22 protein-coding genes and 1 tRNA gene are annotated in these 23249 nt (G+C 60.6%); 9 read left to right on the top strand and 14 right to left on the bottom strand.

Translation table 11 applies throughout. The features are described 5' to 3' along the window. Positions 1–9 precede the first annotated feature (9 nt). The 4 genes from AX672_RS17230 to AX672_RS18745 all read left to right on the top strand — a co-directional run bounded on the left by AX672_RS17230 (position 10) and on the right by AX672_RS18745 (position 6646). Positions 10–1188 (top strand): DUF6361 family protein, encoded by a 1179-nt coding sequence (locus AX672_RS17230; protein ID WP_066653666.1) that lies wholly within the window; start codon positions 10–12, stop codon positions 1186–1188. After that, a complete protein-coding gene (locus AX672_RS17225) occupies positions 1185–3032 on the top strand; it encodes a phospholipase D family protein (RefSeq protein ID WP_066653663.1) in 1848 nt (615 codons plus the stop codon). Before AX672_RS17230 ends, AX672_RS17225 begins: the two co-directional genes overlap by 4 nt. After that, positions 3022–6147: a helicase-related protein gene (locus tag AX672_RS17220; protein ID WP_066653713.1), complete on the top strand. Its 3126-nt coding sequence runs from the start codon at positions 3022–3024 to the stop codon at positions 6145–6147. Before AX672_RS17225 ends, AX672_RS17220 begins: the two co-directional genes overlap by 11 nt. Before the next feature lie 190 nt (positions 6148–6337). After that, positions 6338–6646: a hypothetical protein gene (locus AX672_RS18745; protein WP_168727535.1), complete on the top strand. Its 309-nt coding sequence runs from the start codon at positions 6338–6340 to the stop codon at positions 6644–6646. On the opposite strand, the gene tnpC is transcribed toward AX672_RS18745, so the two are convergent. The 5 genes from tnpC to AX672_RS18740 form a co-directional block, all read right to left on the bottom strand. Next, positions 6634–8250, bottom strand: coding sequence for an IS66 family transposase (tnpC, locus tag AX672_RS17210; protein WP_066653661.1), 1617 nt, complete (start codon positions 8248–8250; stop codon positions 6634–6636). The genes AX672_RS18745 and tnpC overlap by 13 nt on opposite strands. A gap of 60 nt (positions 8251–8310) precedes the next feature. Next, positions 8311–8658 carry an IS66 family insertion sequence element accessory protein TnpB gene (gene tnpB, locus AX672_RS17205; RefSeq protein ID WP_066653660.1) on the bottom strand — a complete coding sequence of 116 codons (348 nt, stop codon included), beginning with the start codon at positions 8656–8658 and terminating at the stop codon, positions 8311–8313. Further along, positions 8655–8996, bottom strand: a complete 342-nt coding sequence (locus AX672_RS17200) for a transposase (RefSeq protein ID WP_033927433.1) — start codon at positions 8994–8996, stop codon at positions 8655–8657. The genes tnpB and AX672_RS17200 overlap by 4 nt, the downstream gene beginning before the upstream one ends. 67 nt (positions 8997–9063) lie before the next feature. Beyond that, positions 9064–9303 (bottom strand): hypothetical protein, encoded by a 240-nt coding sequence (locus AX672_RS17195; protein WP_066653657.1) that lies wholly within the window; start codon positions 9301–9303, stop codon positions 9064–9066. Positions 9304–9393: 90 nt separating this feature from the next. Further along, a complete protein-coding gene (locus AX672_RS18740; protein ID WP_168727534.1) occupies positions 9394–9909 on the bottom strand; it encodes a hypothetical protein in 516 nt (171 codons plus the stop codon). A 244-nt stretch (positions 9910–10153) separates the two neighbouring features. On the opposite strand from AX672_RS18740, the gene AX672_RS17185 reads away from it, so the two are divergent. Both AX672_RS17185 and AX672_RS17180 read left to right on the top strand, forming a co-directional pair. Beyond that, positions 10154–10837: a hypothetical protein gene (locus tag AX672_RS17185; RefSeq protein WP_066653654.1), complete on the top strand. Its 684-nt coding sequence runs from the start codon at positions 10154–10156 to the stop codon at positions 10835–10837. Continuing rightward, positions 10834–11517: a hypothetical protein gene (locus AX672_RS17180; protein ID WP_231731420.1), complete on the top strand. Its 684-nt coding sequence runs from the start codon at positions 10834–10836 to the stop codon at positions 11515–11517. The genes AX672_RS17185 and AX672_RS17180 overlap by 4 nt, the downstream gene beginning before the upstream one ends. A gap of 112 nt (positions 11518–11629) precedes the next feature. On the opposite strand, the gene AX672_RS19150 is transcribed toward AX672_RS17180, so the two are convergent. Then, complete coding sequence (locus AX672_RS19150; protein ID WP_231731419.1) at positions 11630–12019, bottom strand: hypothetical protein; 390 nt, start codon at positions 12017–12019, stop codon at positions 11630–11632. 157 nt (positions 12020–12176) lie between these two features. Beyond that, a complete protein-coding gene (locus AX672_RS19145; RefSeq protein ID WP_066653652.1) occupies positions 12177–12500 on the bottom strand; it encodes a hypothetical protein in 324 nt (107 codons plus the stop codon). A 148-nt stretch (positions 12501–12648) separates the two neighbouring features. Here AX672_RS19145 and AX672_RS17170 point away from each other — a divergent pair, with 148 nt between their 5' ends. Both AX672_RS17170 and AX672_RS17165 read left to right on the top strand, forming a co-directional pair. Then, entirely contained in the window at positions 12649–13422 is a 774-nt protein-coding gene (locus AX672_RS17170; RefSeq protein WP_066653650.1) for an NYN domain-containing protein, read from the top strand. A gap of 95 nt (positions 13423–13517) precedes the next feature. Next, positions 13518–14975, top strand: coding sequence for an ADP-ribosylglycohydrolase family protein (locus tag AX672_RS17165; RefSeq protein ID WP_066653648.1), 1458 nt, complete (start codon positions 13518–13520; stop codon positions 14973–14975). Positions 14976–15162: 187 nt separating this feature from the next. Here the strand turns inward: AX672_RS17165 and AX672_RS17160 are convergent, their stop codons facing one another. Continuing rightward, entirely contained in the window at positions 15163–16287 is a 1125-nt protein-coding gene (locus tag AX672_RS17160; protein ID WP_066653642.1) for an IS110 family transposase, read from the bottom strand. A 120-nt stretch (positions 16288–16407) separates the two neighbouring features. On the opposite strand from AX672_RS17160, the gene AX672_RS17155 reads away from it, so the two are divergent. Then, positions 16408–17019, top strand: coding sequence for a S24 family peptidase (locus tag AX672_RS17155; protein ID WP_066653640.1), 612 nt, complete (start codon positions 16408–16410; stop codon positions 17017–17019). Between the two features lie 298 nt (positions 17020–17317). Here the strand turns inward: AX672_RS17155 and AX672_RS17150 are convergent. The 6 genes from AX672_RS17150 to AX672_RS17125 form a co-directional block, all read right to left on the bottom strand. Next, positions 17318–17393: transfer RNA gene (locus AX672_RS17150), tRNA-Lys, on the bottom strand. Positions 17394–17526: 133 nt separating this feature from the next. After that, a complete protein-coding gene (gene rodA, locus AX672_RS17145) occupies positions 17527–18642 on the bottom strand; it encodes a rod shape-determining protein RodA (protein ID WP_066653637.1) in 1116 nt (371 codons plus the stop codon). Then, the gene (gene mrdA, locus AX672_RS17140) at positions 18642–20711 is read right to left on the bottom strand and encodes a penicillin-binding protein 2 (protein WP_066653627.1); all 2070 of its coding nucleotides are present in this window, start codon (positions 20709–20711) and stop codon (positions 18642–18644) included. Before mrdA ends, rodA begins: the two co-directional genes overlap by 1 nt. Then, a complete protein-coding gene (gene mreD / locus AX672_RS17135; RefSeq protein ID WP_066653626.1) occupies positions 20708–21217 on the bottom strand; it encodes a rod shape-determining protein MreD in 510 nt (169 codons plus the stop codon). The genes mrdA and mreD overlap by 4 nt, the downstream gene beginning before the upstream one ends. Then, positions 21217–22083, bottom strand: a complete 867-nt coding sequence (gene mreC / locus AX672_RS17130; protein ID WP_066653623.1) for a rod shape-determining protein MreC — start codon at positions 22081–22083, stop codon at positions 21217–21219. The genes mreD and mreC overlap by 1 nt, the downstream gene beginning before the upstream one ends. Positions 22084–22107: 24 nt before the next feature. Next, a complete protein-coding gene (locus AX672_RS17125) occupies positions 22108–23151 on the bottom strand; it encodes a rod shape-determining protein (protein ID WP_066653621.1) in 1044 nt (347 codons plus the stop codon). Between the last annotated feature and the right edge of the window lie 98 nt (positions 23152–23249).

Raw genomic sequence — 23249 nt, 5'->3', positions numbered from 1 at the left:
GCGCAAGGCATGAATTCAGCGATCGGCTGGATCGATTTTGATGAGTCGGAACGCGACCGTGCGCAAAGGTTGATGGACCTGTTTCGTGAGCAGGACAGCCGCGATGAGCTTGGGCTTGGCGCGATTAGAGATTCCATTGCCGATCATCTTTTTCCTGGGACAAGTACGATCCAGACGCGGCTGCGGTACATGCTCTTCATTCCATGGGTGCTTAGGTCATTGCCTTCGAACCTTGGGGTCCGGGAAATGGCCGCCAAGGCGAGGCAAAAGGAAATTGAACTCGTCAGAGCCTTGATCGCCGGAGCGCCGAAAGATATCGGAATCATCGGACGGGACGCGGGCGACAAGCTCAAGCGCTTGCCCAGCAGCGTCTACTGGTCGGGCTTGGAAAGCTGGGGCATTCGCTACTTTCCCGGTTCGATTGAGGCCTACTTTGCGGCGCTCCCGCATTGGCCCAAGGATGCTGCGAAAGATCACGCAGAAGATGATCTTGGAGGTGCTCCGCGCGGTCGCTCGTTGTGGCACGAGCGCTTGCCTGATCCACCGGCAGGGTGGCCGGAAAACGTCGACTTTGAGCTGAAGCCAGACGAAGCGAGTTTCCTGCTTGATCGCCTAGTCGAACGTCATCCTAACAGCCTTTTGACTTATCTCGCGTGCAGACAAGATCGAGCCACGGCGGACGCGATTTGGCTGCACCCCCATCTGGCAGATTTCCCTGCGCAAGCACGGAGGCTGGTTGACCACGCCAGGGTATTCTCGGCCGTGATGCTTGGCGCTGCTTTGCTCTACAATCTGCTGCTGAGTGAGCTGCGCCGCAAAGAGGACTGGATCGAAAACTACAAGACCGCGCTTGCTAATTGGAGTGACGAGTTTGATTCCAACGCGCTAGCGTCCTGGTCGTTGGACGACTTCTGGCATGAGACGCGTCACACAGGGCACCAAGTGCTTGAGCCAGCCAAGCGTTTTGTCACCGAGTGGGTGTCTCTAATCCGCAAGGAAGGAGGGATAGGCCGCAATCGCGACGCAGCCAATGCCCTGATCATCTCGCGTGAACGTAAGCTCAAAAAAGGCCAGTCACGGTTCGCAAACACGAGTGCCAGAGATCGTTGGCAAGGAGCCTCCGGTATTGAACGGTTCCAGTTTCGCTGGCCCATCGCCCGCAGCTACCTGAAGGATCTCAGACCTTGACCCGGAACACGCTCGATCCGGAGACTCGGCTACTCTACGGCGACAGCCTCCAGGCACCACCCGGATATCGCTTCGATGCTGGGGTCGCGACGACCTTTTCGCTCGATTTTGAAACGGCGTTGGCGGTTCCCGTGAGCCTTGCTCTGTTTGCCGCAGACAATCGAGAGGAAATACTGCAGCACCCCATTGCTTTGCTGGAAGGTGCAGAGCGGATTGCTGGGCGCTTGGCCGTCTTTGCCGAGGCCGGTCAGATCCATGCGGCACACGCCCAGCAATCTCGCCTCTGTTCGTTGCTCGAAAAGGTTATCGTCGAGGTCCAAGCCCCCAAAGAGGGTAGCTTCCATCCGAAGATCTGGGCTCTGCGCTTCAAGCCGTTGGACGACGAAGGCGATGATCTTCTTCGTGTCCTCGTGTTGTCGCGCAACCTCACGCGAGACCGATCCTGGGACATCGCCGTTCGTTTGGACGGACGCCGCACGCGTCAGCCGAAAGCGCAGAATCGTCCGCTTCACGCGCTGATTTCAAAGCTTCCAAGTCTCGCTGTCGGCAACATCTCCCCGGAGCAGCGCGCTCTTACAACGGAGCTCGCGGAGGACATGCGCTTCGGGGAGTGGATTTTGCCTGACGGGTGTGAAACTCTGGAGTTTGCAGTCAACGGCTTGGGAGGGCGACCTTGGCAGCCGCAAGAATGCACCCGTATCGGCGTAGTCTCGCCATTTTGTGACGACGAAGCGCTGGCGACCTTAGCGAGCAAAGCACGCCGATCCGCTGAAGTCCTGATCAGCAGGCCTGACCAGCTGGCGTGCATCTCCGCAGAAACGTTGAACGATTTTGGGCGTGTTGCCGTGCTCGACGAAATGGCTGAGCGCGAAGATGGTGAGGAAGCTGAGTCGACGGCTTTCGAGGGGCTTCATGCCAAGATCATCGTTGCCGAGCACAGCTGGGACACTCGCCTGACGCTGGGCTCGGGAAACGCCACCACGCCGGCGTTCATTTCAGGGCGCAATGTCGAGTTTTTCGTAACCTTCACCGGCAAAACATCGAAGCTCGGGTCAATCGACACAATCCTCGGCGAAAGCGGGTTCGGGCGATTGACGCGTGCCTATGTCCCGGGAGAGCTGGCCGCTGCTGAAGCATCCGAGCGCGCAGCTGAACGTGTTTTGCTGTTTGCTCGGCGGGCCCTTGCGCGAGGTGGTCTCACCATCCGCTGCGAAGCAGTGGCAACCGAAGGTCCAGGGAACTGGCGCTTATGGCTGGTTCCGCCGGAAGAGGGAATTGCGCTTGCGGGAATCCAGCAAGTGCGGGTTTGGCCAATAACGCGTGGGGAAGGGCACGCCCGTGATGCCAAAGATTCCCTTGCTTCCGGTCAGCCGCTCGATCTTGGGGTTGTTCCGCTGGCCGATGTGACCCGCTTTTTGGCGATCGAGTTGAACGAGCAGGCGACTGGTCGAACGATCCTCTTTAGCACGGGTTTGCCGATTGAGGGGCTGCCGGCTGAACGCGATGCGGCGATCATGCGGTCTGTGATCAACGATCGAAAGACATTCCTTCGCTACCTGAGGCTCTTGCTAACGGCCCTTGGTGATCCGTTTTCGGCCGCTCTAGCGGCTACAGGAAATGGTAGCGGAGCAGGTTGGGCGATGTCAGTCGCGGACGACGAACCGATGCTTGAAGAACTGGTCCGGGCCCTGTGCGCCAAGGATGGTCGGCTGGACGCGGTTGATCGACTGATGACCCGGCTCGACGAAACGACCTCTGCGGGCACCGATCCGATACCAGAAGAATTCCGTACGCTTTGGCAGGTCTTCCGCTCCGCGCTTGAGGAGGCTGGCCATGGACGATGAGCGGTTCGACGCTGGACCTGCCCTAGCTCAGCTCAAGCGATTTCAGCGTCGCACGGTGGACTATGTCTTCGACCGTCTGCACGGCGCAGATCCTGTGCGGCAATTCCTCGTCGCGGACGAGGTGGGCTTGGGCAAGACGATGGTCGCCCGTGGGGTCATTGCCAAGACTATTGAAGCGTTATGGGATCGATCCAAACGGATCGACATTCTCTACATCTGCTCCAATCAGGCCATCGCTGCGCAAAACCTCAATCGCCTGAACGTGTTGGGAAAGCGCGCGATGGCGCTGCCCACCCGGATGACGCTGGTCCCATTGCAGCTACGCGGCGAGCAAGACCTTTCCGCGAACAAGGTCAACTTCATCAGCCTCACGCCTGGGACCACGTTCAACCTTCGATCGACGACCGGGGTCGTGGAAGAACGGGCACTCGTGCATCGCCTGCTCGAAGCCATGGGCTACCCGTTCACGCCGCTCAGGAACGCGCTTCAAGTGGACGCTGGAAATGGGCGGTGGGATGCCTGTGTGAGCGGCATGTCACTTCAAGGCATCGATCCGACGATCATTGCGAACTTTCAGGAGGCAATTCGCGCTGATCTGGCTCTGACATCTGCGATCGAGGAAATGATCGCGCTGTTTCCGCGCCGACAGCCCACTTACCCTGATGAAAAGCGATGGAAGCGCAACGACGTGATCGGGACGCTGAGGGGTAAACTGTCGCACGCCTGTGTCAGCGCGCTCAAGCCCGATCTCATCATCCTCGATGAATTCCAACGTTTTCGGGAATTGCTGCGTGGTGAAGGGGAGCCAGCTGAGCTAGCACGGGCTCTGTTCGAATATTCCGACGATACAGCCAGTGCGCGTACCCTTCTTCTCTCCGCGACGCCTTACAAGATGCTGACGCTGACGGGCGATGAGCCGGAGGATGGCGATCATTACGAGGACTTCCTCGAAACGATCGAGTTTCTCTATGGCCGTGACAGAGGTGCTGACATCAAGGTCGAACTCGACCGGGAAATGCGCCGCTTCCGCAACCTCCTCCAGCAATTGCCGACGAGTACGAACGATGCCAAACGAGCGCGTAACACGGTTCAGCGCACACTGAAGCGCGTCATGGCCCGCACCGAGCGTGTAGGCAGCACTGCTGAGCGAGATTCGATGTTGGCAGAGCCGACGATCGATGTCCCCCTCGCACCTGTCGATCTCCATCAGGCGGAAGCTTTTGCGCGCGTTGCGCGCGCTGTAGATGCTCGCGAAATCATCGAATATTGGAAGTCCGCGCCTTACCTCCTGAATTTCATGCGTGACTACACGCTGAAGCATCGCCTCAAGGACAAAGCTGCAAACGCGGACCCGGCCTTGCTGTCCGCATTGAGCGCCGCGCAGGCGCTGGGGATCAGTCGCGAACAGGTCGAAGCCTATCAACCGATTGATCCTGCGAACGGGCGCCTTCGTGCATTGATGTCAGACTTGTTCGACCCCGGGCTCCACCAGCATCTTTGGCTCCCTCCGGCACTTACATACTATGGACCCGTCTCGGACGGTGCGCCGGCGACGAAGGCGCTCGTCTTCTCGGCATGGCAGATGGTGCCCGATGCACTTGCTGCCCTGCTATCCTACGAAGCCGAGCGGCGCATGGGTGCCGGGTCTGTCGTCCGATCTTATTCCGAAGCTACGCGCCGTCGTCCATTGCAGTTCAAGCTGGTTGATGGCCGCCCGGCAGCGATGCGTGCTCTGCACCTGATATATCCATCGCCAACATTGGCCCGAGTTGGTGATCCTCTCGAGGTGTTTGCCGGCTCGCCGACACAGTTATCAGTAGAGGAAATGCGCGCAGCGATTGCGGAGCGCATTAGAACAGAGCTTGGATACCTGTTCGCCGGAGAATCTGTCGCCGACGCAGCTGGTCGGGATACCGAATGGTCCACCCCAGCGACGATCGACGCACTTCTAGGTACCAAAGCGTCGGGCTGGCTTAAGTACCTCGGTTACCGATGGACAGCCCAGGAAGACGGCTTCCGGGAGCATATCTCAGAATTGCAGAGGACGTCGGCTGACGGGTCAGTAGGGACGCTTGACGACGAAACGTTGAGTTTGCTGGTAGACGTTGCCCTGGGAAGCCCAGCCGTTTGCGCGTTGCGAGCTCTGCGTCGTATTGCGCCAGGATTGGCCTGGGATGATCCTGATCTGCTCGAAGCTGCGGCCTCAATTGCTTGGGGCTTCCGCGCACTCTTCAACCAGCACGACGCTGTCGCTTTGCTTCGACAGGAGCGAGATGAGCATTATTGGCGCAGTGCTTTGGCGCACGGGGTCCAGCACAACCTGCAGGCTGTGCTGGACGAGTATGCGCATTATCTCGTCGAGGGCGAAGGCTTGGCCGATAGCTCAGAGCGTGATCGCATCGCCGGGGTGGCCAAAGCCATGACGCACGCGTTGGCGGTACGCCCCTCACAGATCGACGTCGATGATGTGGTTGTCGAGGACAACAAGGTCATCTTCCATCCGCCGATCAGGATGCGTGGGCGGTTTGCCATGCGTCTGGCTGAGTACAAAGATGATGAAGGCGGAACGGTCCGGCTGGGGAGCGTCCGCGACGCCTTCAATTCTCCTTTCCGACCTTTCGTTCTGGCCACGACTTCGATAGGTCAGGAAGGGCTGGATTTTCACCCCTATTGCTATCGGGTCTATCACTGGAACCTTCCTGGGAATCCAGTCGATCTTGAGCAGAGGGAAGGGCGGGTTCACCGGTTCAAAGGACATGCCGTTCGGCACAATGTCGCGAAGGCACATGCAGATACAATCCGCATTGCTGCGAAGACTCCGAAGGATCCTTGGAGGGCGATGTTCGACGCTGCGCGGCGTGCAACGAAGAGCTCGTCGGAACTTGTGCCCTATTGGGTTTATGACGGTCCGGTGAAGGTCGAACGGCGCGTGCCCATGCTGCCTATGAGCCGCGAAAACACGCGACTGCGTTGGCTTAAGCGCAGTTTGACACTCTACAGGCTGGCGTTTGGGCAGCCGAGGCAGGATGATTTGTTGGCCTACCTTGATCGTCTCGTCGACGAAGGCGTCGACATAGCCACATTGGAGGAATTGCAGATCAAACTCGAGCCGTGACCCACGGGGCGGGCGATTTCCCCGTCATTCAGACGGGACCAGTCTGCACAGGAGGAATCTCAAGCAGCATATATGGAAGTGCCGAACTGCATTCAGACCAGCGGAATGCGTAGCTCCCGGCGAGGGTGATGGGCGGACCATACGCTCCGGTCTTATAAGTGAGTGTTGTTCCCGCCCCGTACTGGCGTTCGTGCCGGAAATCGAAATCACTCGTATCGCTCGAATAGCCGCCTTGATCGACGTAGTGGCGATGGTCGGTCGCTACCAGCATAAAGCCGATATCGGCCACGTCGGCGCACTGTTCCAAGCGGGCGATGTCCTTGAAAACGTCGTACCGGTTGTTCGGCTCGCGGTGGTTCTCTCGTTTGAAGAATTTGAGCTCGATCGCACAGCGCCATTCGCGGGCTTCATCGTCGGTGAGCCGGAACCAGACATCAATCCGACCTCGCTTGCCGCCATTGGTAAGCCTGCGGTGAGTACCGCGGTTCAGGCAGCCTGACGCTGGATTTGAGCGGGTCGCCAGTTCCAGGGGAGCAGGTCGGCGAGCTGGCTTTGCGGGATTTCGGCGATGCGACCAAGCACATCAGCCAGCCAAGCTTGAGGATCGACATCGTTGAGCTTTGCGGTGGCGATCAGGCTGAGCATGAACGCGGTGCGCTGACCGCCACGATCAGAGCCGGCAAACAGCCATGACTTTCTGCCCAGGGCGATACCTCTGAGCGCCCGTTCTGCTGCATTGTTCGACAAGCAGATGCGGCCATCGTCGAGGAAGGCGGTAAAGGCAGGCCATGCCTTGAGCATGTAGTCGATGGGCTCGGCGACGGGGCTGCTCTTTGAGAGCTTCGACCGGTTGTCGCGGAGCCATGCTTCAAGATCGGCGACCGGTTTAGCGCTGTGTTCCTGCCGGGCGGCGAGCCGCTCGTCGGCCGATCGGCCATTGATCGCGCGCTCGATATCAAAGATCGCATCGATCCTGTGGACCGCCTCGACGGCGATCGGCGAGATGACGGGCGCCTTCTTGCGGCGCTTCTTGAGCTGCGTGTCGAGATCCGCGAGCTCGAAGAAATAGCGACGCGCATGGCTCCAGCACAGCGCGCGTGTCAGCGGTGCCGGAATCCGATCGGCGCGAAATAGCGCGTTGTATCCGGCATAGGCGTCAGCCTGAAGAATACCTGTCCAGCTGCGCAGATGGCTGACGGGATGTTCGCCGCGCCTGTCGCGGGAATAATGGAAGATCGCCGCAGGTGGAGCTGGACCGCCAAAAGGCTGATCGTCACGGACATAAGTCCAGATCCGGCCTGTATCGGTCTTCGTCTTCGCCAGGACCGGGACTGTCGTGTCATCGCCATGCAGTCGCTCGGCGGCCAGGACATGCGCTTCGATGAGGCGGTAGAGCGGCATCAGCGCCGCGGTGCAGGCTCCAACCTGATCGGCCAGGGTGGAAAGGCTGAGCTCGACACCTTCGCGGGCATAGCGATCGCGCTGGCGGTTGAGTGGTTGGTGCGCTCCGAACTTCTCGAACAACAGCATCGCCAGGAAGCTGGGGCCGAACAGTCCGCGGGGCGTGACATGGAAAGGTGCCGGGGGCTGGGTGATCTTCTCGCAATCCCGGCAAGAGAACTTCTCCCTGACGGTCTGGACCACCTTCCACTGGCGGGGGATGACCTCGAGCGTCTCGGTGATATCCTCACCCAGCTTGCACAGACGATCGGAACCACAGCACGGGCAGGCCTCTGGCGCGGAGATGACGACGCGTTCGCGAGGCAGATGATCGGGCAATGGCTTGCGTGCGGGCCGCTTGCGTTCGAACGGTGCGACGTTGGTTGAGGCGGCAGCCAGGGCTGCAAAGACCTCGTCCTCGCTGGCTGCGGCCTCGCACTCCTCGAAAGCCAGCTCCATCTGGTCGATCAGCTGGCGGGAGCGTTCCGAGCGTTGTCCATAAAGGGCCCGGCGCATCTTCTCGTTCTGCAGCTCGAGAAGGGCATTGCGAGCTTCCAGATCGGCGTTGATCGCCTTGATGCGGGCCACTTCTGCGGCGACTTCGCGGGCGGCGGCAAGCTGCTCGCGAAGGCTCTGGATCTCTGCAAGGCTTGCATCCACCATGGCCAAAACCATAGCATAAAACCCCCGGAATCCCTAGCTTTTTAGGCCATCGACAGCCACTTATCCGGCGATTGTAGGGCGCCATGTTGCCTGCGGATTACGCCAGTCGATGCCCTCGAGCATGCAGGCAAGTTGCGATGCGGAAATGGCAACAACCCCGTCAGTTGCCGATGGCCAGATGAACCGGCCTCGCTCAAGTCGCTTGGCATATAGCGACATGCCGACGCCATCGTGCCAGATCACCTTGCACAGGTCGCCGCGCCGTCCGCGGAATATATACAGATCGCCGACAAACGGGTCGCGACCGAAGCTCTGCTGAACCTGCAGGGCAAGGCTGCGCATGCCGCGCCGCATATCGGTATGTCCTGTCGCAATCCAGATCCGGACACCGGAAGGAACTGGGATCACGGCTTCACCGATCGCAGGACCGCCGCAGCCAGACCTGGAGATGCGCCTGCCGGGATCCGCACGATCGCACGCTCAAACTCCACGATGATCGCAGTCCCCGCAACAGCAACAGGCGCAGGATCAGGATCGGGCTGCACCTGGACCTGCGCAAAGCCGTGGCCTGCCTGCTCGAGCTGCCGCCGCCAGCGATAGATCTGACCAGGTCGAACATCGGCCAGACGGGAAATCTCCGCAACGTTCGCCCCGGGCGCTGAAATCGCCGACACCAGCGCATGCTTCTGCTCATCTGACCAGTACCGGCGGCGCTGAACGCCAGAAAATACCGTCACCTGACCCATCGCACCGTCTCTAACACCGGTGCAAGCACCAGCGCTTGCACCGGTGCCTTCTCGGCACGTCAGCAAATCAGCGCAAGGCGGCCCTCACCGCAGGGTTACCGCCATTGCTGCGAAGCGGTTTTTCCAGTTCTATCGAGAAGGTCTCGCGTTCGCTGATGATCTCGAGATCGGCAGCAGTCGAGATGATGCGACCGAGATGTAACTGAAGCGTTGCCTCGCTTTCGCACCGGACACGCCCACCGCTTATTTGTCGGAAAAGCGTCGGCACGGCGAGGTTCACGATATTGCGAAGACGGCCTAGCGACATTTTATCCCGAATATCCTGATACGTTAGCTGCGCGAGCAGTGATGCCCTGGATCCCTCAAGCGAGAGCGATCAGTCCCACCGGAATGGGCGTCATGCTCGTGAAATCAGAATGTTTGCCGGAAAATTCTTATACTCCGCAGCCATGCTTTCGAAGGCATCTCCGAATTGTTCGAGGAACGCCTCCACGCATTCGGTTGGTGGCTCCTTGATAGCACCGTACACAAGGGGTGCTGAGGAGGCAGCTCGCGCCGGCCGTGGAAGCTTCCGATGCCGACCTGCGAGCTCATTTATCAGTTTCGCATAGTGCCACAGGGCTACTGTTGCATTTTGCCGCTTCTCCCGTGGAACACCCTCGCAGACACCAAGCCAGATTTCGTGATCGAGTTGGTCCCGATACTCTACAAGGTGCGCGCCGAGCCAGTCCGGATTTTCGAACACCAAAGCCTGATAGTCCGCCCCCGCTTTAGTACCAAGACGACGTGCCGTCCGTCGAGGAACCAAGATGATTGGACCTTCGTCTCGACCCACTTCGAGCGCCTGGAGAATGAGTTCGAAATCATCGCATGTGTGCACTGAGTCCACCCAGCGGATCCGGAACTTATCCATATTTCTTGAACCCTTCCTCATACGTCGCCGGTGGATGAATGATTGTCACGACAAATTCGGTCGCAGGATCCAACTACTCATTCCATGGCGGGTGGCCGCCAGGCTTGCGTTCAGCTTCGTACCTTCTGATTGGTCAAATCTCAACATGACGAAGCTGTGCCGGCAGTAGCCATGCGACCGTTTTTGTCGTGGGTGGTCGCTTTTAAGAATTTGGCTTACGGCTGACCGAGAACGAGGGACGAGAATGGGCCTATTTAATCGCATTTTTCTCGGGCACCGGATCGATGATTGGGCGTCGGAATACTCGCTTGTTGCGGCGAGAACACTCAATCAGGTCGCGGCCGACTTGATAGCGAGCGCTGAGCAGGACGTTTCCAATGCAAGCCTGAAGGACGGCCTTTTGGCCCAGTCCGCGTTCCTGCAAAACAGCATCGCTCCGAAAGTTCGGGAGGTTGCAGAGCCTGTAGCGATTGAGATTCTCAACGAAGCAAACGCCGCCCTTGCGGCGATTGTAGAGGAACAAGCCGTCTGGGTGAGAGGTCCGGACTATGCTGAGCAACCGGAAGCTGCATTCGATGGCGCCAAGGATATCGCTGCAGCAGCAGTGCCACTCGCTGCGGGGGTTGCGACTGCCGCATCGCTTCCTTTCGCAGCGGTGACAACGACGACCGCGTGGCTTGGACTGGTCACCACGACAACAATCAGCTGGCCGGTTGTACTCGGCGGCGGCGCGCTCGCCGGACTGGGCATTGCAACAGGGCTGGTCAATACGGCGAAGATCCGCGACCGGACTAAAGCCAGACTGCGTGACCGCGTCCGTTCCTTTGTCGTTGCCTCGCTAATTGGTGGAGATGAAAACTCACCTTCAATCCTGCAGCAGTTGACCGCGGAATTTGACCATGCCGCCAAACGTGCAAAAGCGCTATGATCGGGGCACTTTCTCACGTGGTCCTGCGAGAAGTGCCTGCCGAACTGCTGGCTGGCGTGTCATCAGGCGAGTACCGCGTTGCTGGTTCGATAATTCAGTCCGTTTCTTCGGGACGGGTTGTCGGTCATCTGCAAGAGACGTCAGCAATATCCTCTTTGTTGAACTTGAGTCCGCTTGGCTTGCCGCAAATGGCGATGGATGCAGTTACCGTCGTTCAGAACGAGCAGATCAAGGCTGCGATATCTGTCGTTCAGTCGCTGCAAATCGCAAACCTTGCGGTCAGTGGGATCGGTATTGGTGTTTCCGTAGCTGGCGCCGCGATCTTGGCGAAGCGCATCGCCAGGGTCGAGGAGAAGGTCGACGCGATCCTTCCAAACCTTGATGCCATCGTACGGGGACTGGAGGCCATGCGAACCGAGAGGATCGCAGAGGATTTCACGCGACTTCGTACATTGGTAGATCAGGTTGAAGAGGCCTGGTTGCCATCCGCATCCCAAAGAGAGTGGATTGCAATTGCTCGGGATGCACATTTCCTAGCGGACAGCTTCGAGCGCCGCGCTCGCGAGCTAGGCGCCGCGAGCAATGTGCTCAACACGGACCCCCTTGGTCGAAGCCTTCGCTCTCGCATCAGGGCTTCGCGTCACGGCACGGATGGCATCCTCCCAAGACGATATGGCTAGGGAAGCTGCAAGTTCTCGGGCACTCACGCTGGTACAGTTGGGGGAGGCAATCCAGCTTGCCCCTCTCGTTCTGGCCCACGCCCCAATGGAAAATGCTGGCACATCTACATGGTTAGAGGTTTTGGAGCAGAAGGCAGGCGACTTGCGCGCAACAGTTGCTCGAGTGCGCGATCGCGAGATCGCCGCTGCCGGTACTGCTGAGACGCTTCATGAGTTGGCGCGCCGAGGCGTCTCCGGTCGAGAATGGCTCGATGCCGCAAAATCTGAGGGGCATAATCCCCTGCTGTTTCTTCCCGTCCGTGATGTCAATTTGCCGCAGAAAGCCCGGTGATATGGGGAGTGGGCGATCAAACCTGGAAATTCGTTCGCATTTTCTGTGAAAATCGAGGGTGGCCTGGTTCGCGGCCATTTCGTCCCGGCTCGTCGATTGGGAAAAGGAAGATTGGGTGGCTGGTCCAAGCGAATTGATAACGGCTGTAGAAATGGCGGCCGCCAGCGGCATAAACCCCAAGCGCCTACGAGCTGCCCTTCGAGCTGCAAGTCTCGATTGGCATTCGCACAACGGTCGTTGGGAGGTCGTGCGAGGGAGCGATCAGCACCGAGACATCGAACGGGTCATGGCGCAGCTAACAGGAGGGAGTGTCAGGCTCCGATCGACGTCAAAGGCTGCACAAGGCGCTTGCAAGGCCGCAATTCGTGACGAGCATTACGTGCTCGATCTCTGTGACGCGGTTCTCGGACTGAAGGCCGTCCGACAGCATTGCTTCCCGTTTCTGACCGGAGATCCAGATCGGCGTGGTCACCGGAAGCCATTGCCTGTCGATGGCTTTTATCCTGCTCTTGGCCTCGTCGTGGAATATCATGAGCGCCAACACCGCGAACGTGTCGGATTCTTCGACGATAAGCCAACGGTTTCCGGCGTTCCTCGGGGTGAACAGCGCCGACGATATGATGAGCGCCGCGCCGATTTGCTGCCGAGGCATGGCTACAGTTTAGTCGTTCTCAATGTGGATGAATTCGCGCACGATAGGGCCAAGCGCTTGCTCAGGACCCCTCAAGATCAGACCGTTATCAGCCGCCGTCTCGCAAGTTTTATCGGCTGATTAATGCATACCAACGCAATGGTGAAAAATGGCCAATGAACCTCGCACCCCACGACTTGCTGTCTTGATTGACGCAGACAATGCATCTTCCCGGATCGCACCGCGCCTCTTTGAAGAGATTGCAAAGATCGGTGAAGCAAGTGTCCGCCGAATTTACGGGGATTTCTCCGGCACCAGGCTTAAATCCTGGGCCGACGTTCTCGCCACTCACGCGATCAAGGCGCACCAGAACTTTGCGTACACCAGCGGCAAGAATGCTTCGGATATCGCTTTGGTCATCGATGCGATGGATCTTTTGCATACCGGTCGGTTCGACGGGTTTTGCCTTGTCTCTTCCGACAGTGATTTTACCGGCTTGGCATCGCGTATTCGTGAGCAGGGGATAGATGTCTACGGCTTCGGAGAGCAGAAAACTCCTGAGAGCTTCCGACAAGCGTGTCGCCGCTTCATCTACACCGAGAACCTGCTGCCTGAGGCGCCAACGTCAGATGAGCCAGGTCGTCAGGATGCCCGTCCGGCCAGCGTAAAGAAATCGCCCACTGCTGCGGCACCTTTGATCCGAACTGCCATCTCACAGCTCGATGATGAAGGGGGCTGGGTACCTCTTGGGCGGGTGGGCCAACGCCTTGCAGCGCTCGCTTCAGACTTTGACCCCCGAACCTATGGTGAAAGCAAGCTGAGCGACCTGGTCGAGAAGGCGGGCAGCTTTGAATCTCGCAGAACCGAGACCGGGCATCTGCAAATCCGAGTCTCTCCGTCTGGGAAGGCGGGCCAACCTAAACCCAAAAAGGCAACAGCCTGATGAAAGTCGGGCTCCGCCCCTGCGCCACCAATACCTGTCAGATGCCTTAGGTACATGCGACCGATAATGTCGCACATGGGTCGTAACAAAACGCGATGAGCAGAAATCATCGAACAAGCACCACTGATCCGATCCAGATCCCTACACTTTCGGCCGCATCAGGCCGCATCGGCATATCCTTCTGCCCCGGAAAGCAAGGGCCTGCGCTCGCTGGCTTTGACTGGAAGCGTGACCTTGCCGTCGATCTGGACGCGGTGCGCGGGTGGGGGGCTGCTGCCGTCGTCTCTCTGATTGAAAAGCACGAGATGGAGTTGCTCGGGGTCGCAGATCTGGAGAATGCGGTTGCTGTGCGAGGAATGGAATGGTTTCATCTCCCGATCACAGACGTTACGGCTCCTGGCGAGGCATTCGAGCAAAGATGGCGGACGGCCGGAGCTCAGCTGCGCGGCTTGCTCATCAACGGGAACGGCATTTTCGTCCACTGCCGCGGCGGGCTCGGCCGGGCCGGTACTGTGGCAGCGAGGCTGCTAGTCGAACTTGGCCTTGCTGACGCTAGCAGCGCAATCGCTCAAGTTCGCCGCGTCAGGCCTGGCGCGATCGAGACGAAGGCACAAGAAGATCATCTGCGAGAGATCGAGCGTATCTATGATCGGTCCTATGGCTGTTTGGTTGGACTGGCGGTCGGAGATGCTGTGGGGACGACGCTCGAGTTCAAGCCGCGCGACAGCTATGCCCACATCACGGACATGGTCGGGGGAGGGCCATTCGGCTTGGATGCGGGGACTTGGACCGATGACACTTCCATGGCCCTGGCGCTGGGAGAAGCTCTGCTCGCCAGCGCGGCCAAGGGCTCGGCTTTTGAGCCAGGCGAAGCACAACGGCGCTTTGTCGATTGGTGGAGGAACGGCGCCTTCAGTCCCACCGGCAGTTGTTTCGATATTGGCATTGCAACCCGCCAGGCCCTTGCCCGCTTCGAGGAAACGGGCGACCCGATCGCAGGCTCGACCGATCCGTATTCAGCAGGAAACGGCTCCCTCATGCGGCTTGCGCCTGTTGCGATTTGGGGGACCCGGCACGATCCCGCTGTCGTAACGCGAGTAGCCCGCCGACAGAGCATGACCACGCACGCTGCAGACGCGTGCCTCGATGCCTGTGAAGCGTATGCACTGGTCTTGCGGGCGGCTATCCTAGGTGCCAGCTTTGAGGATGCCCTGGCGGTTCCCTCGGGCGAATATGGACCTGAGATTGGCCCAATCATGGCCGGTAGCTGGCGCGGGAAAGCACGCGATCAGATTTCGAGCAGCGGATTCGTAGCGCACAGCCTCGAAGCAGCGATCTGGTCGGTTGCAAACACCACGAACTTCGATGACGCCGTGCTGTTGGCAGCTAACCTCGGTGACGATGCCGATACTACTGCCGCAATTGCAGGGCAGTTGGCCGGCGCAATCTACGGCGCATCGGCGATCCGCCGATCATGGCTAGAAAAGTTGGCATGGCGCGACAAAATTGAGAATCTCGCGCGTAGTCTGGCGTTCCCGGCAGTCGCGCCATGAAGCTAGCGTCGCGGCCGAGACACGGCATCGATCGGAAGCGTCGCTGCCTGGTCCGCATTAAATCCCGTGGTGGCATAAGGTGTCATTCTTGATGCCCTAAAGCTGAATTGGCGGATAATGGGTCATCTTTGACGCTTTACGGAAGGCCGCCGGAAGCGGGATCAGACGGCAGGCTTGGCCCAATTACCTACAACGGGATCGTGCTCCCAGAAATCCGTACGGGGTCCAAGCCTGCCTGCTCCGGGTGGAGCAACCGTGGTCTCGATTCATCTGGATGAAACGTGGTGCTCGTCTTCCACATTGCCATCATGATCACAGCGAGCTTCCTTGCCACCGCAACACGAGCTTTAAGAAATCCGATCTTGGTTGCCAGTTGCAGGCCCCAAGTGCGCAACGAACTTTCGGTTTTGATTGTGCGAAGCAGGACGGTGGCTGCCGTGATTAGGTGCGACCTGGTCAGCTTGTTTCCGTATCGGCTAATCCGGCCACGGCGCGCAGTGACGCCGGATTGATATAAATTCGGCGTGAGGCCGAGATAAGGTCCGACATCTCGATTGTTCTTAAATCGGTATGGGTCTCCTACGGCGCTGTAAAATGACAGCGCCGTGATTGTCCCAACGCCAGGAATTGTCTGAAATCTGGCGCAAGCCGGGATGCTGGCAGCCATTGTGCGCATCTCTCGATCAATATTCGAGATATGAGAGCGTAGAGCTTCTCCCATGCTGACCAGAGGATCCAAATCGACGCGGATCGTCACGCCGTTGGTGCTCAAAAGCCTGAGTTGGTTCGCAACTTCAGCCGCGAGCGATCCTCGCCCATTCAGGAGCTTGATGTTGGCGCCGTGCAATCTGAATATGGACTGCAGCAACGCATCCGTTCTCGCACGTTGCTTTAGCAAGGTTCGACGGATGTTGATCATTATGCGGATGTCCTGGTGTTCCACCGGTTTCACAAAAACTTGAGGACCCATTGACTGGGCGACCCGACCGAGCTCGGCGAGACCTCTGGCGTCATTCGCATCGGTCTTATGCCTTCGGATCGCCAGGAATTTGCTTGATTTGCGAACGTCGACGACTTGAACGGGGAACCCGAACGAACGGAGATCCCGAACCATTTGAGTGCCGACACCGGCCTCGATCGTGACGGTCTGGACGGGCTCAACGCCGAACCGTCGAAGGATGTCTCTGATCGGAGCGGCACGGGTCTCAGTCATAGCCTCGAAGAATGTGTGGCCTTCGGCATCGACGAGGCAGACTGCAGTCTCCAGGTGGCCGGCGTCGAGGCCGACCCAATAGCGCTGGTGCCGTGGCATCTATGCTCCCGTGCGGCGTTTGCTTCCTTCGCTTGCCCTACTGACCTTGTGGGGTCTGTCCGACTAGGATTCGTCCTCAGGCGTGTGATAGAGAGGTAGGAAATCGAAGGAGATGATAGGATGGAGCCGCGGGAGGCGTTGGATGGCCTAATCAGCGAGCGAGGAGAAACCTACGCATCGATCTCGCGCCTCCTCGGGAGAAACTCGGCATACATCCAGCAGTTCATTAAACGAGGTTCTCCAGCCCGCCTTGACCAAAGCGACATAGCGCTGCTGGCCTTGCATTTTGACGTGCCCATAGAGGTGCTGGGTGGAAAGGAGGGGCCGACAGTCGGGCAGCGTTCGATAATCAAAGTCCCCCTGCTGAACGGGACAGGCAACGATTCACGCTCACAATGGCGGCTGGTTGATGCGGCTTGGCTAGGTCGTCTGTGTGATCAGCCCGCCAGTGTCGCAATCTTGCCAATTGTTGGTGAGGCGATGGAGCCGACCCTCTGCAATGGCGACGAGGTTATGATTAGCCGAGTTCGCACCCAGGAGAGCGTGCGTGAAGGCCTTTATGCCATTCGTGGGTCCTCTGAAATCTTCGTGAGGCGGATAGCGATCGACCCAACGAAGAACCGTCTGACCGTTCTGACCGATCACCCCGCATATCCGAGTTGGCAGGGCATTCAGCGCAAGGGCGTCGATATTGTCGGCCGGGTGATCTGGATCGGAGCTCGGGTGGCCTAGCTGTCCTTATGACACCGCGCTGACTGCGGCTCTAAGCGGGCATCCCAGCGTGCGATGCTGGTGCGGAGCAAGATGGTATTAGCAGTCGCGCTGGCTGGGTGGTGAAACGACGACTCGCTCAAGCGCAGTCGGACAACGGGCTAGCCATGAATCCTTCACCGTGAGCGCTGATGTGTGGAGCCTGAGCAGCCGCAGCGCCGAATTTGCGCGCTGCTACCTAGAGAGCTACCTAGAACGAAAACGCTCCCGGTCGCTCGATCCGACGAGCTTTGTATCCGATTGAAAAATATGGGGAAAGTGGTGGACGCACTAGGGCTCGAACCTAGGACCCGCTGATTAAGAGTCAGCTGCTCTACCAACTGAGCTATGCGTCCATGCCGGGTGGCATTCCGGACCGCGGGGCAGGCCCGTTCGATCGGAAGCGGGCGGTTAGCAGCAGGTTTGGCGCATTGCAATGGCAAATTTGCGGTGGCGCCATCGCGGCGCCGCTATTTCGCCCCGCCGTTATCAGAAGCGCACGACGCCGCGGTTCTGGCGCTCGATCGCCATCAGGATGCCGAGGCACAGCATGAACGTCATGACCGACGATCCGCCCCAGCTGATCAGTGGCAAGGGCACGCCGACCACCGGCGCCAGCCCCATCACCATCGCCATGTTGATGCTGAAATAATAGAAGATCGTCGCGGTCAGCCCGGCCGCGGTAAGCTTGGCAAAGCGGCTCTGCGCGCGCATTGCGACCGAAATGCCCCATTGCACGATGACGAAGAACGCTCCGATCAGCAGCAGCCCGCCGATCAGCCCCCATTCTTCCATCATCGTCGCCAGCGCGAAGTCGGTATGACCCTCGGGCAGATAGTCGAGATGGCTCTGGGTGCCGTTCAGGAAACCCTTGCCGAATATGCCGCCCGAACCGATCGCGATCTTCGATTGGCTGATGTGGTAACCGGTTCCGAGCGGATCGCTTTCGGGATCGAGGAAAACCAGAATCCGGTTTTTCTGATAGCCATGGAGCAGGAAATTGATCGCCAACGGGACAGCCGCCGCCAGCGCGAGCGCGCCGCCGACGAACAGCCTGAGCGGCACGCCGGCAAGGAACATGACGGTGCCGCCGCCCGCGCAGATCATCAAGGCAGTGCCGAGATCGGGCTGCTTCATCACCAGCGCGGCAGGCAGGCCGATCAGCACGGCGGCGGGCCAGATCGCGCCGAAGCGGCGGGTCTCGTTGGGCGGCAGCATGTCATAGAATTTGGCAACCGCCAGCACGATCGACAGCTTCATCAGCTCGGATGGCTGAAGCCGCAGAATGCCGATATCAAGCCATCGCTGACCACCACCGCGTACCGCGCCGATCAGTTCGACCAGAACCAGCATCACGATCAGGATGCCATAGATCGGAAAGGCAGCCGTCCCGAAATAGCGTTCCGGGATGCGCGACAGCACGATCGCGCCGGCGAGGAAGACGAGCAACCGGACCCCTTGCACCAGCGCCCAGGGGTAGAGATGGCCACCCGCGGCCGAATAGAGCACGACCAGCCCGAAGCCGCCGATCGCCAGCACGAATAGCATGATCCGCCACGGCAATTGGGCAAGCGGGCGGGGGACCATGCCGTAACGGGTTGCCATCATTGATCCTCCGTCGTGCCGTCGGCGGCGACGCCGCCGGTGCTGCTGTTGCCGACGATGGCGGCGGTAGTGTTGCTCGCCTCGGCGGCGGCGTTGACGGCGGGCGCTTCGGTCGCAGCGCCGACGTTCGTCACTGTCGCGGCGTCACTTGCCGCAGCAGCGGTCGAGCGGCGAAATTCCTCGGCGCGGGCGGCCATGCGCGTTTCGATGTCGCCGCCCCAGCTCGGTTCGATCTCGGCAAGCGAGGCAAGCGCGCGGTCGCGATCGAACAGATAGGTCATAATGTCGCGCCCGATCAGCGGCGTGTCGAGATTGCGGACGGTATGGCCATTATGTTCGAGCACAACCGACGCCGCGTAGCGCGGATTGTCGGCCGGGGCGAAGCAGATAAACAGGGCGTGGTCACGCAGCTTGAACGGGAGTTGGCCGTTCTTGAGCACGCCCGAGCGGCGCTCGGCCAAGGTGATGCGGCGGACCTGCGCCGTGCCGGTCTTGGCGGCAAGGTCGATGCCGGGCACCTGCATCCGCGCGGCGCCGCCGGTACCGCCGCCGTTCACCACCTTGAACATGCCTTCGCGCACGACCTGCAGATGCGCCGGATCGATCGGCATCGGCGGCGCGGCCGGCGCCTGTCCGGCGACTAGATTGGGCTGGACCATCTTGCCCGAGGCAAGCCGCGCGGCCGCGACCGCCAGTTGCAGCGGATTGACGAGCACATAGCCCTGGCCGATCGATGCGTTAACGGAATCGGCCACGGTCCAGCCCGTTTTGTACCGGCGTTCCTTCCAGGCGGAGTCGGGCACCGTGCCGAAGCGCTGGCTGGGGAAGGGGAGGTCGAACTTGTCGCCGAGGCCGAGCATGCGCAACGCGGGCGCGAATTTGTCATAGCCCAGCCGCCGCGCCATTTCGAAGAAATAGACGTCGCAGCTTTGCGCGATCGCATTGCGCAAATTCATTGCGCCATGGCCGCCGCGCTTGTGGCAGTGGAACAGGCCGCTGCCGACGCGGATCGCACCCGAACAATTGACATGGTCGTCGGCCGACACGCCGTTGGCGAGCAACGCTAGTCCGTTCATCGGCTTGACCGTCGATCCCGGCGGGTAAAGTCCCTGCAGCACCTTGTTCATCAGCGGCACATGGTCGTCCGCCGACAGCATCTGCCATTCGAAATGGCTGATCCCGTCCGAAAAGCTGTTCGGATCATAGGCCGGCATCGACACCATCGCGAGCATTTCGCCGGTGTGGCAGTCCATCACCACCGCCGATCCCGAATTGGTGCCCAGCCGCCGCGCGACATATTCCTGCAGGCCTGCATCGATCGTCAGCCTTACCGGCGCGCCGGGCGTATCGGCGCGGGTTGCGAGTTCGCGCACCAGCTTGCCGTGAGCGGTAACCTCGACACGCTTGGCGCCGGGCGATCCGCGCAGCTTCTGGTCGAGCGATTTCTCGAGCCCGTCCTTGCCAATCTTGAAACCGGGCGTGACGAGCAGGGGGTCCTTTTGCGCGCGATATTGTTCGGCCGAGGCGGCGCCGACATAGCCGGTCAGATGGGCGACGGCGGCGCCCGCGGGATAGTGGCGCGCGAAGCCCTGCGTCGGGGCGACGCCGGGCAGTTCGGGCAGTCGCACGTTGACCGCGGCAAAGCGCTCCCAGTCGAGATTGTCGGCGACTTCGACTGGCTGGAACCCGGCTGCACCTTTCAGGTCGAGCCGGATGCGCTCGACTTCTTCTGGCGTCAGCCGAAGGATGGTCGCGAGCCGGGCGATCACTGCGTCCTTGTCCTGCAGCCGGTCGGGAATGATGTCGACGCGGAAGTCGGTGCGATTGCTCGCGATCGGACGATTGTTGCGATCGACGATCCAGCCGCGGCGCGGCGGCACCAGCGTCATGTTGACGCGGTTGCTCTCGGCCATCATCTCGTAATGCTGGTTCTCGGCGATCGACAGCCACGCCATACGTCCAGCGAGCACCAGGCCGACGCCAGCCTGTATCGCCCCCAGCGCCACCGCGCGGCGGCTGAAGCTGTAGCTCTGATACGCTTCCGTGACGATGCGGGTCGGGCGGTTCATGCGTGCGCCCAGCGTTGATCGAGCCAGCCGACAAGCTGCGCGATCACCGGATAAAGCATCACTGATGCGGCGATCTGGGCAACCACGAACATATCCACATAAGCCGACAGGGGCGCTGCAACCAGCCGCCCGAATAGCAGATAGATTGCGGTTGCGCCTCCGGCGATCAACCAATCCTGCCAGAAATCGCGCGCAACCAGCCGCTGATCGAACAGATCGATGACGACGAAAGTCGCCGCCCAGCACAGCATCGCAAAGCCGAACGGCTGTCCGCTGACCAGATCGTCGATCAGCCCAAGCGCGAGTGGCGACCAGACCGGCAACGCCTCAGTCCGTGCAAGCCGCCAGCCGAGCAGCATCATGAAGCCGAATGGCGGCAGCAGCGGGACACCGGCAATGATCGGCAGCAAGGTGATGAGCGAGCCAGCAACCACCGATCCCGCCGGAATCGCCAGGGCCATGATCGACGGCGGCGGCGGATCAAAGGGGCCGCGCGGTCGCGCCATCAGCGTGGCCGCTCGGCGAGCGGTTCGGGGGGAATGAAGGAGCGCTCGACGATCGCGAAGTCGAACGTATCGGCGCGCGCGAAGGTTTGCGCTTGCGTCACGTCGCGCGCGGCGCGCGTTGCTCGCGCGACGGGGACATTGGGCGAAAAGATGCCGCCGATCCCCGAGGTGAAGAAAATGTCGCCGCGGCGGAACACGGCGCTGCCGGCATTGACGGCGCGAATCTCGATCAGGCCATCGCCGCGTCCAGCGGCAATCGCGGGCAAGCCGTCGGGGATGCGGCGAACCGGGACGATGCTTTCGGGATCGGTAATCAGTTGGACGCGGGCATTGTTGATGCCGACCTCGACGACGCGACCGATCAGTCCCTCGGGGCCGCGCACCGGCTGGCCGATCGCGACGCCGCTCGCGCGACCTGCATCCAGCACCGCAAAGCGCCGCGTGCTCGAGGCCGACGAACTAACCAGATGGGCCGTCACCACCGGATTATTGACGCGTTCGCGCACGCCGAGCAGGCGCTTCAGGCGGCGGTTTTCATAATCGAGCGCGCGGGCTTTCTGAACCTGCGCACGGCTGTCGTCGATCTGGCGGCGCAGGTCGGCGTTGCGCTGCATGACGCCGAAGTAATCGGCAACGCTCTGCGGCACCGAGGCGATCGTCCGCGTTGCCCAGCCGAGACCCGATGAGATCGGCGTGGTCACCGTCGCTGCCGCAGAGCGGAAGGCACTGAAGGCGGCCGGGTCGAGCCGCGACACGGCGAGCAACAGCGCAGCGACAAGGCCACCGGCGACCAGGACGACATAGCCCGCGAACTGGCCATATTGCGCGCGGCGCGAAAAGCCTGGTCGCCTCGGCCGCGATGCCATGATGGCGCCCCCGATCCGCCGACGTCAGGCGCTGAGCAACACGCCGCGGAAGATCGGGTCTTCCAGCGCGCGGCCCGTGCCGATGGCGACGCAGGTCAGCGGGTCGTCAGCAATCGTCACCGGCAGGCCGGTTTCATCGCGCAGCACATCGTCGATACCGGTCAGCAGCGCGCCGCCGCCGGTCAGCACGATGCCCTGATCGACGATGTCGGCGGCGAGTTCGGGCGCGGTGTTCTCGAGCGCGATCCGCACCCCCTCGACGATCGTGCCGACGGGCTCGCTGAGCGCCTCGGCGATCTGGCCCTGGTTGATCTGGATTTCCTTGGGGACGCCGTTGACGAGATCGCGCCCCTTGATGTGGATGGTCAGGCCGATGCCGTCGAGCGGCGCCTTGGCGACGCCGACTTCCTGCTTGATCCGCTCGGCCGTGGCTTCGCCGATCAGCAGATTGTGGTTGCGGCGCACGTAGGAGACGATGGCTTCGTCCATCTTGTCGCCGCCGACGCGGACCGAAGTGGTATAGGCGAGCCCGCGCAGGCTGAGCACCGCCACCTCGGTGGTGCCGCCGCCGATGTCGACGACCATGCTGCCGATCGGCTCGGTGACGGGCATGTCGGCGCCGATCGCGGCGGCCATCGGCTCCTCGATCAGCCACACCTGGCTCGCACCGGCGTTCTGGGCGGCATCGCGGATCGCGCGGCGCTCGACGCTGGTCGACCCCGACGGCACGCAGATCACGATCTGCGGCCAGCGCATGAAGCGGCTCTTGCCGCCGTGCACCTTGCGGATGAAGTGGCTGATCATCTGCTCAGCGACGTCGATATCCGCGATCACGCCGTCGCGAAGCGGCCGGATTGCCTGAATGCTGTCGGGCGTCTTGCCCATCATCAGCTTGGCGTCGTCGCCGACGGCCTTGACCTTCTTCTGGCCATTGATCGTCTCGATCGCCACCACCGATGGCTCGTTGAGGACAATGCCGCGACCACGCAGATAGACGACGGTATTGGCCGTGCCCAGATCGATCGCCATGTCATGCGACATGAAATTGAAGAACCGCGAGAAGGCCATCGAAATTCCCGTTTCAGGCCACACGCGAACTTGCCGCGCATGGCAATGCCGTATCCGCTTTCCGTTTCCCCAGCCGCGCCGCAAGACTCGCCGTCCCG

The organism is Sphingomonas sp. CCH10-B3, from assembly GCF_001556185.1.
Lineage (GTDB): Bacteria > Pseudomonadota > Alphaproteobacteria > Sphingomonadales > Sphingomonadaceae > Sphingomonas > Sphingomonas aquatica.
The sequence above is the reverse complement of the archived record's forward strand: the minus strand, read 5'-3'. Positions and strand labels throughout refer to the sequence as shown.

Bases quoted from the DNA above. Each gene is read 5' to 3' on its own strand.
- AX672_RS17230 (WP_066653666.1), top strand. From the start codon at position 10: ATGAATTCAGCGATCGGCTGGATCGATTTTGATGAGTCGGAACGCGAC.
- AX672_RS17220 (WP_066653713.1), top strand. From the start codon at position 3,022: ATGGACGATGAGCGGTTCGACGCTGGACCTGCCCTAGCTCAGCTCAAG.
- tnpC (WP_066653661.1), bottom strand. From the start codon at position 8,250: ATGGTGGATGCAAGCCTTGCAGAGATCCAGAGCCTTCGCGAGCAGCTT.
- AX672_RS17200 (WP_033927433.1), bottom strand. From the start codon at position 8,996: ATGGGTCAGGTGACGGTATTTTCTGGCGTTCAGCGCCGCCGGTACTGG.
- AX672_RS17195 (WP_066653657.1), bottom strand. From the start codon at position 9,303: ATGTCGCTAGGCCGTCTTCGCAATATCGTGAACCTCGCCGTGCCGACG.
- AX672_RS18740 (WP_168727534.1), bottom strand. From the start codon at position 9,909: ATGGATAAGTTCCGGATCCGCTGGGTGGACTCAGTGCACACATGCGAT.
- AX672_RS17185 (WP_066653654.1), top strand. From the start codon at position 10,154: ATGGGCCTATTTAATCGCATTTTTCTCGGGCACCGGATCGATGATTGG.
- AX672_RS17180 (WP_231731420.1), top strand. From the start codon at position 10,834: ATGATCGGGGCACTTTCTCACGTGGTCCTGCGAGAAGTGCCTGCCGAA.
- AX672_RS19150 (WP_231731419.1), bottom strand. From the start codon at position 12,019: ATGCCGCTGGCGGCCGCCATTTCTACAGCCGTTATCAATTCGCTTGGA.
- AX672_RS19145 (WP_066653652.1), bottom strand. From the start codon at position 12,500: ATGCCTCGGCAGCAAATCGGCGCGGCGCTCATCATATCGTCGGCGCTG.
- AX672_RS17170 (WP_066653650.1), top strand. From the start codon at position 12,649: ATGGCCAATGAACCTCGCACCCCACGACTTGCTGTCTTGATTGACGCA.
- AX672_RS17165 (WP_066653648.1), top strand. From the start codon at position 13,518: ATGAGCAGAAATCATCGAACAAGCACCACTGATCCGATCCAGATCCCT.
- AX672_RS17160 (WP_066653642.1), bottom strand. From the start codon at position 16,287: ATGCCACGGCACCAGCGCTATTGGGTCGGCCTCGACGCCGGCCACCTG.
- AX672_RS17155 (WP_066653640.1), top strand. From the start codon at position 16,408: ATGGAGCCGCGGGAGGCGTTGGATGGCCTAATCAGCGAGCGAGGAGAA.
- rodA (WP_066653637.1), bottom strand. From the start codon at position 18,642: ATGGCAACCCGTTACGGCATGGTCCCCCGCCCGCTTGCCCAATTGCCG.
- mrdA (WP_066653627.1), bottom strand. From the start codon at position 20,711: ATGAACCGCCCGACCCGCATCGTCACGGAAGCGTATCAGAGCTACAGC.
- mreD (WP_066653626.1), bottom strand. From the start codon at position 21,217: ATGGCGCGACCGCGCGGCCCCTTTGATCCGCCGCCGCCGTCGATCATG.
- mreC (WP_066653623.1), bottom strand. From the start codon at position 22,083: ATGGCATCGCGGCCGAGGCGACCAGGCTTTTCGCGCCGCGCGCAATAT.
- AX672_RS17125 (WP_066653621.1), bottom strand. From the start codon at position 23,151: ATGGCCTTCTCGCGGTTCTTCAATTTCATGTCGCATGACATGGCGATC.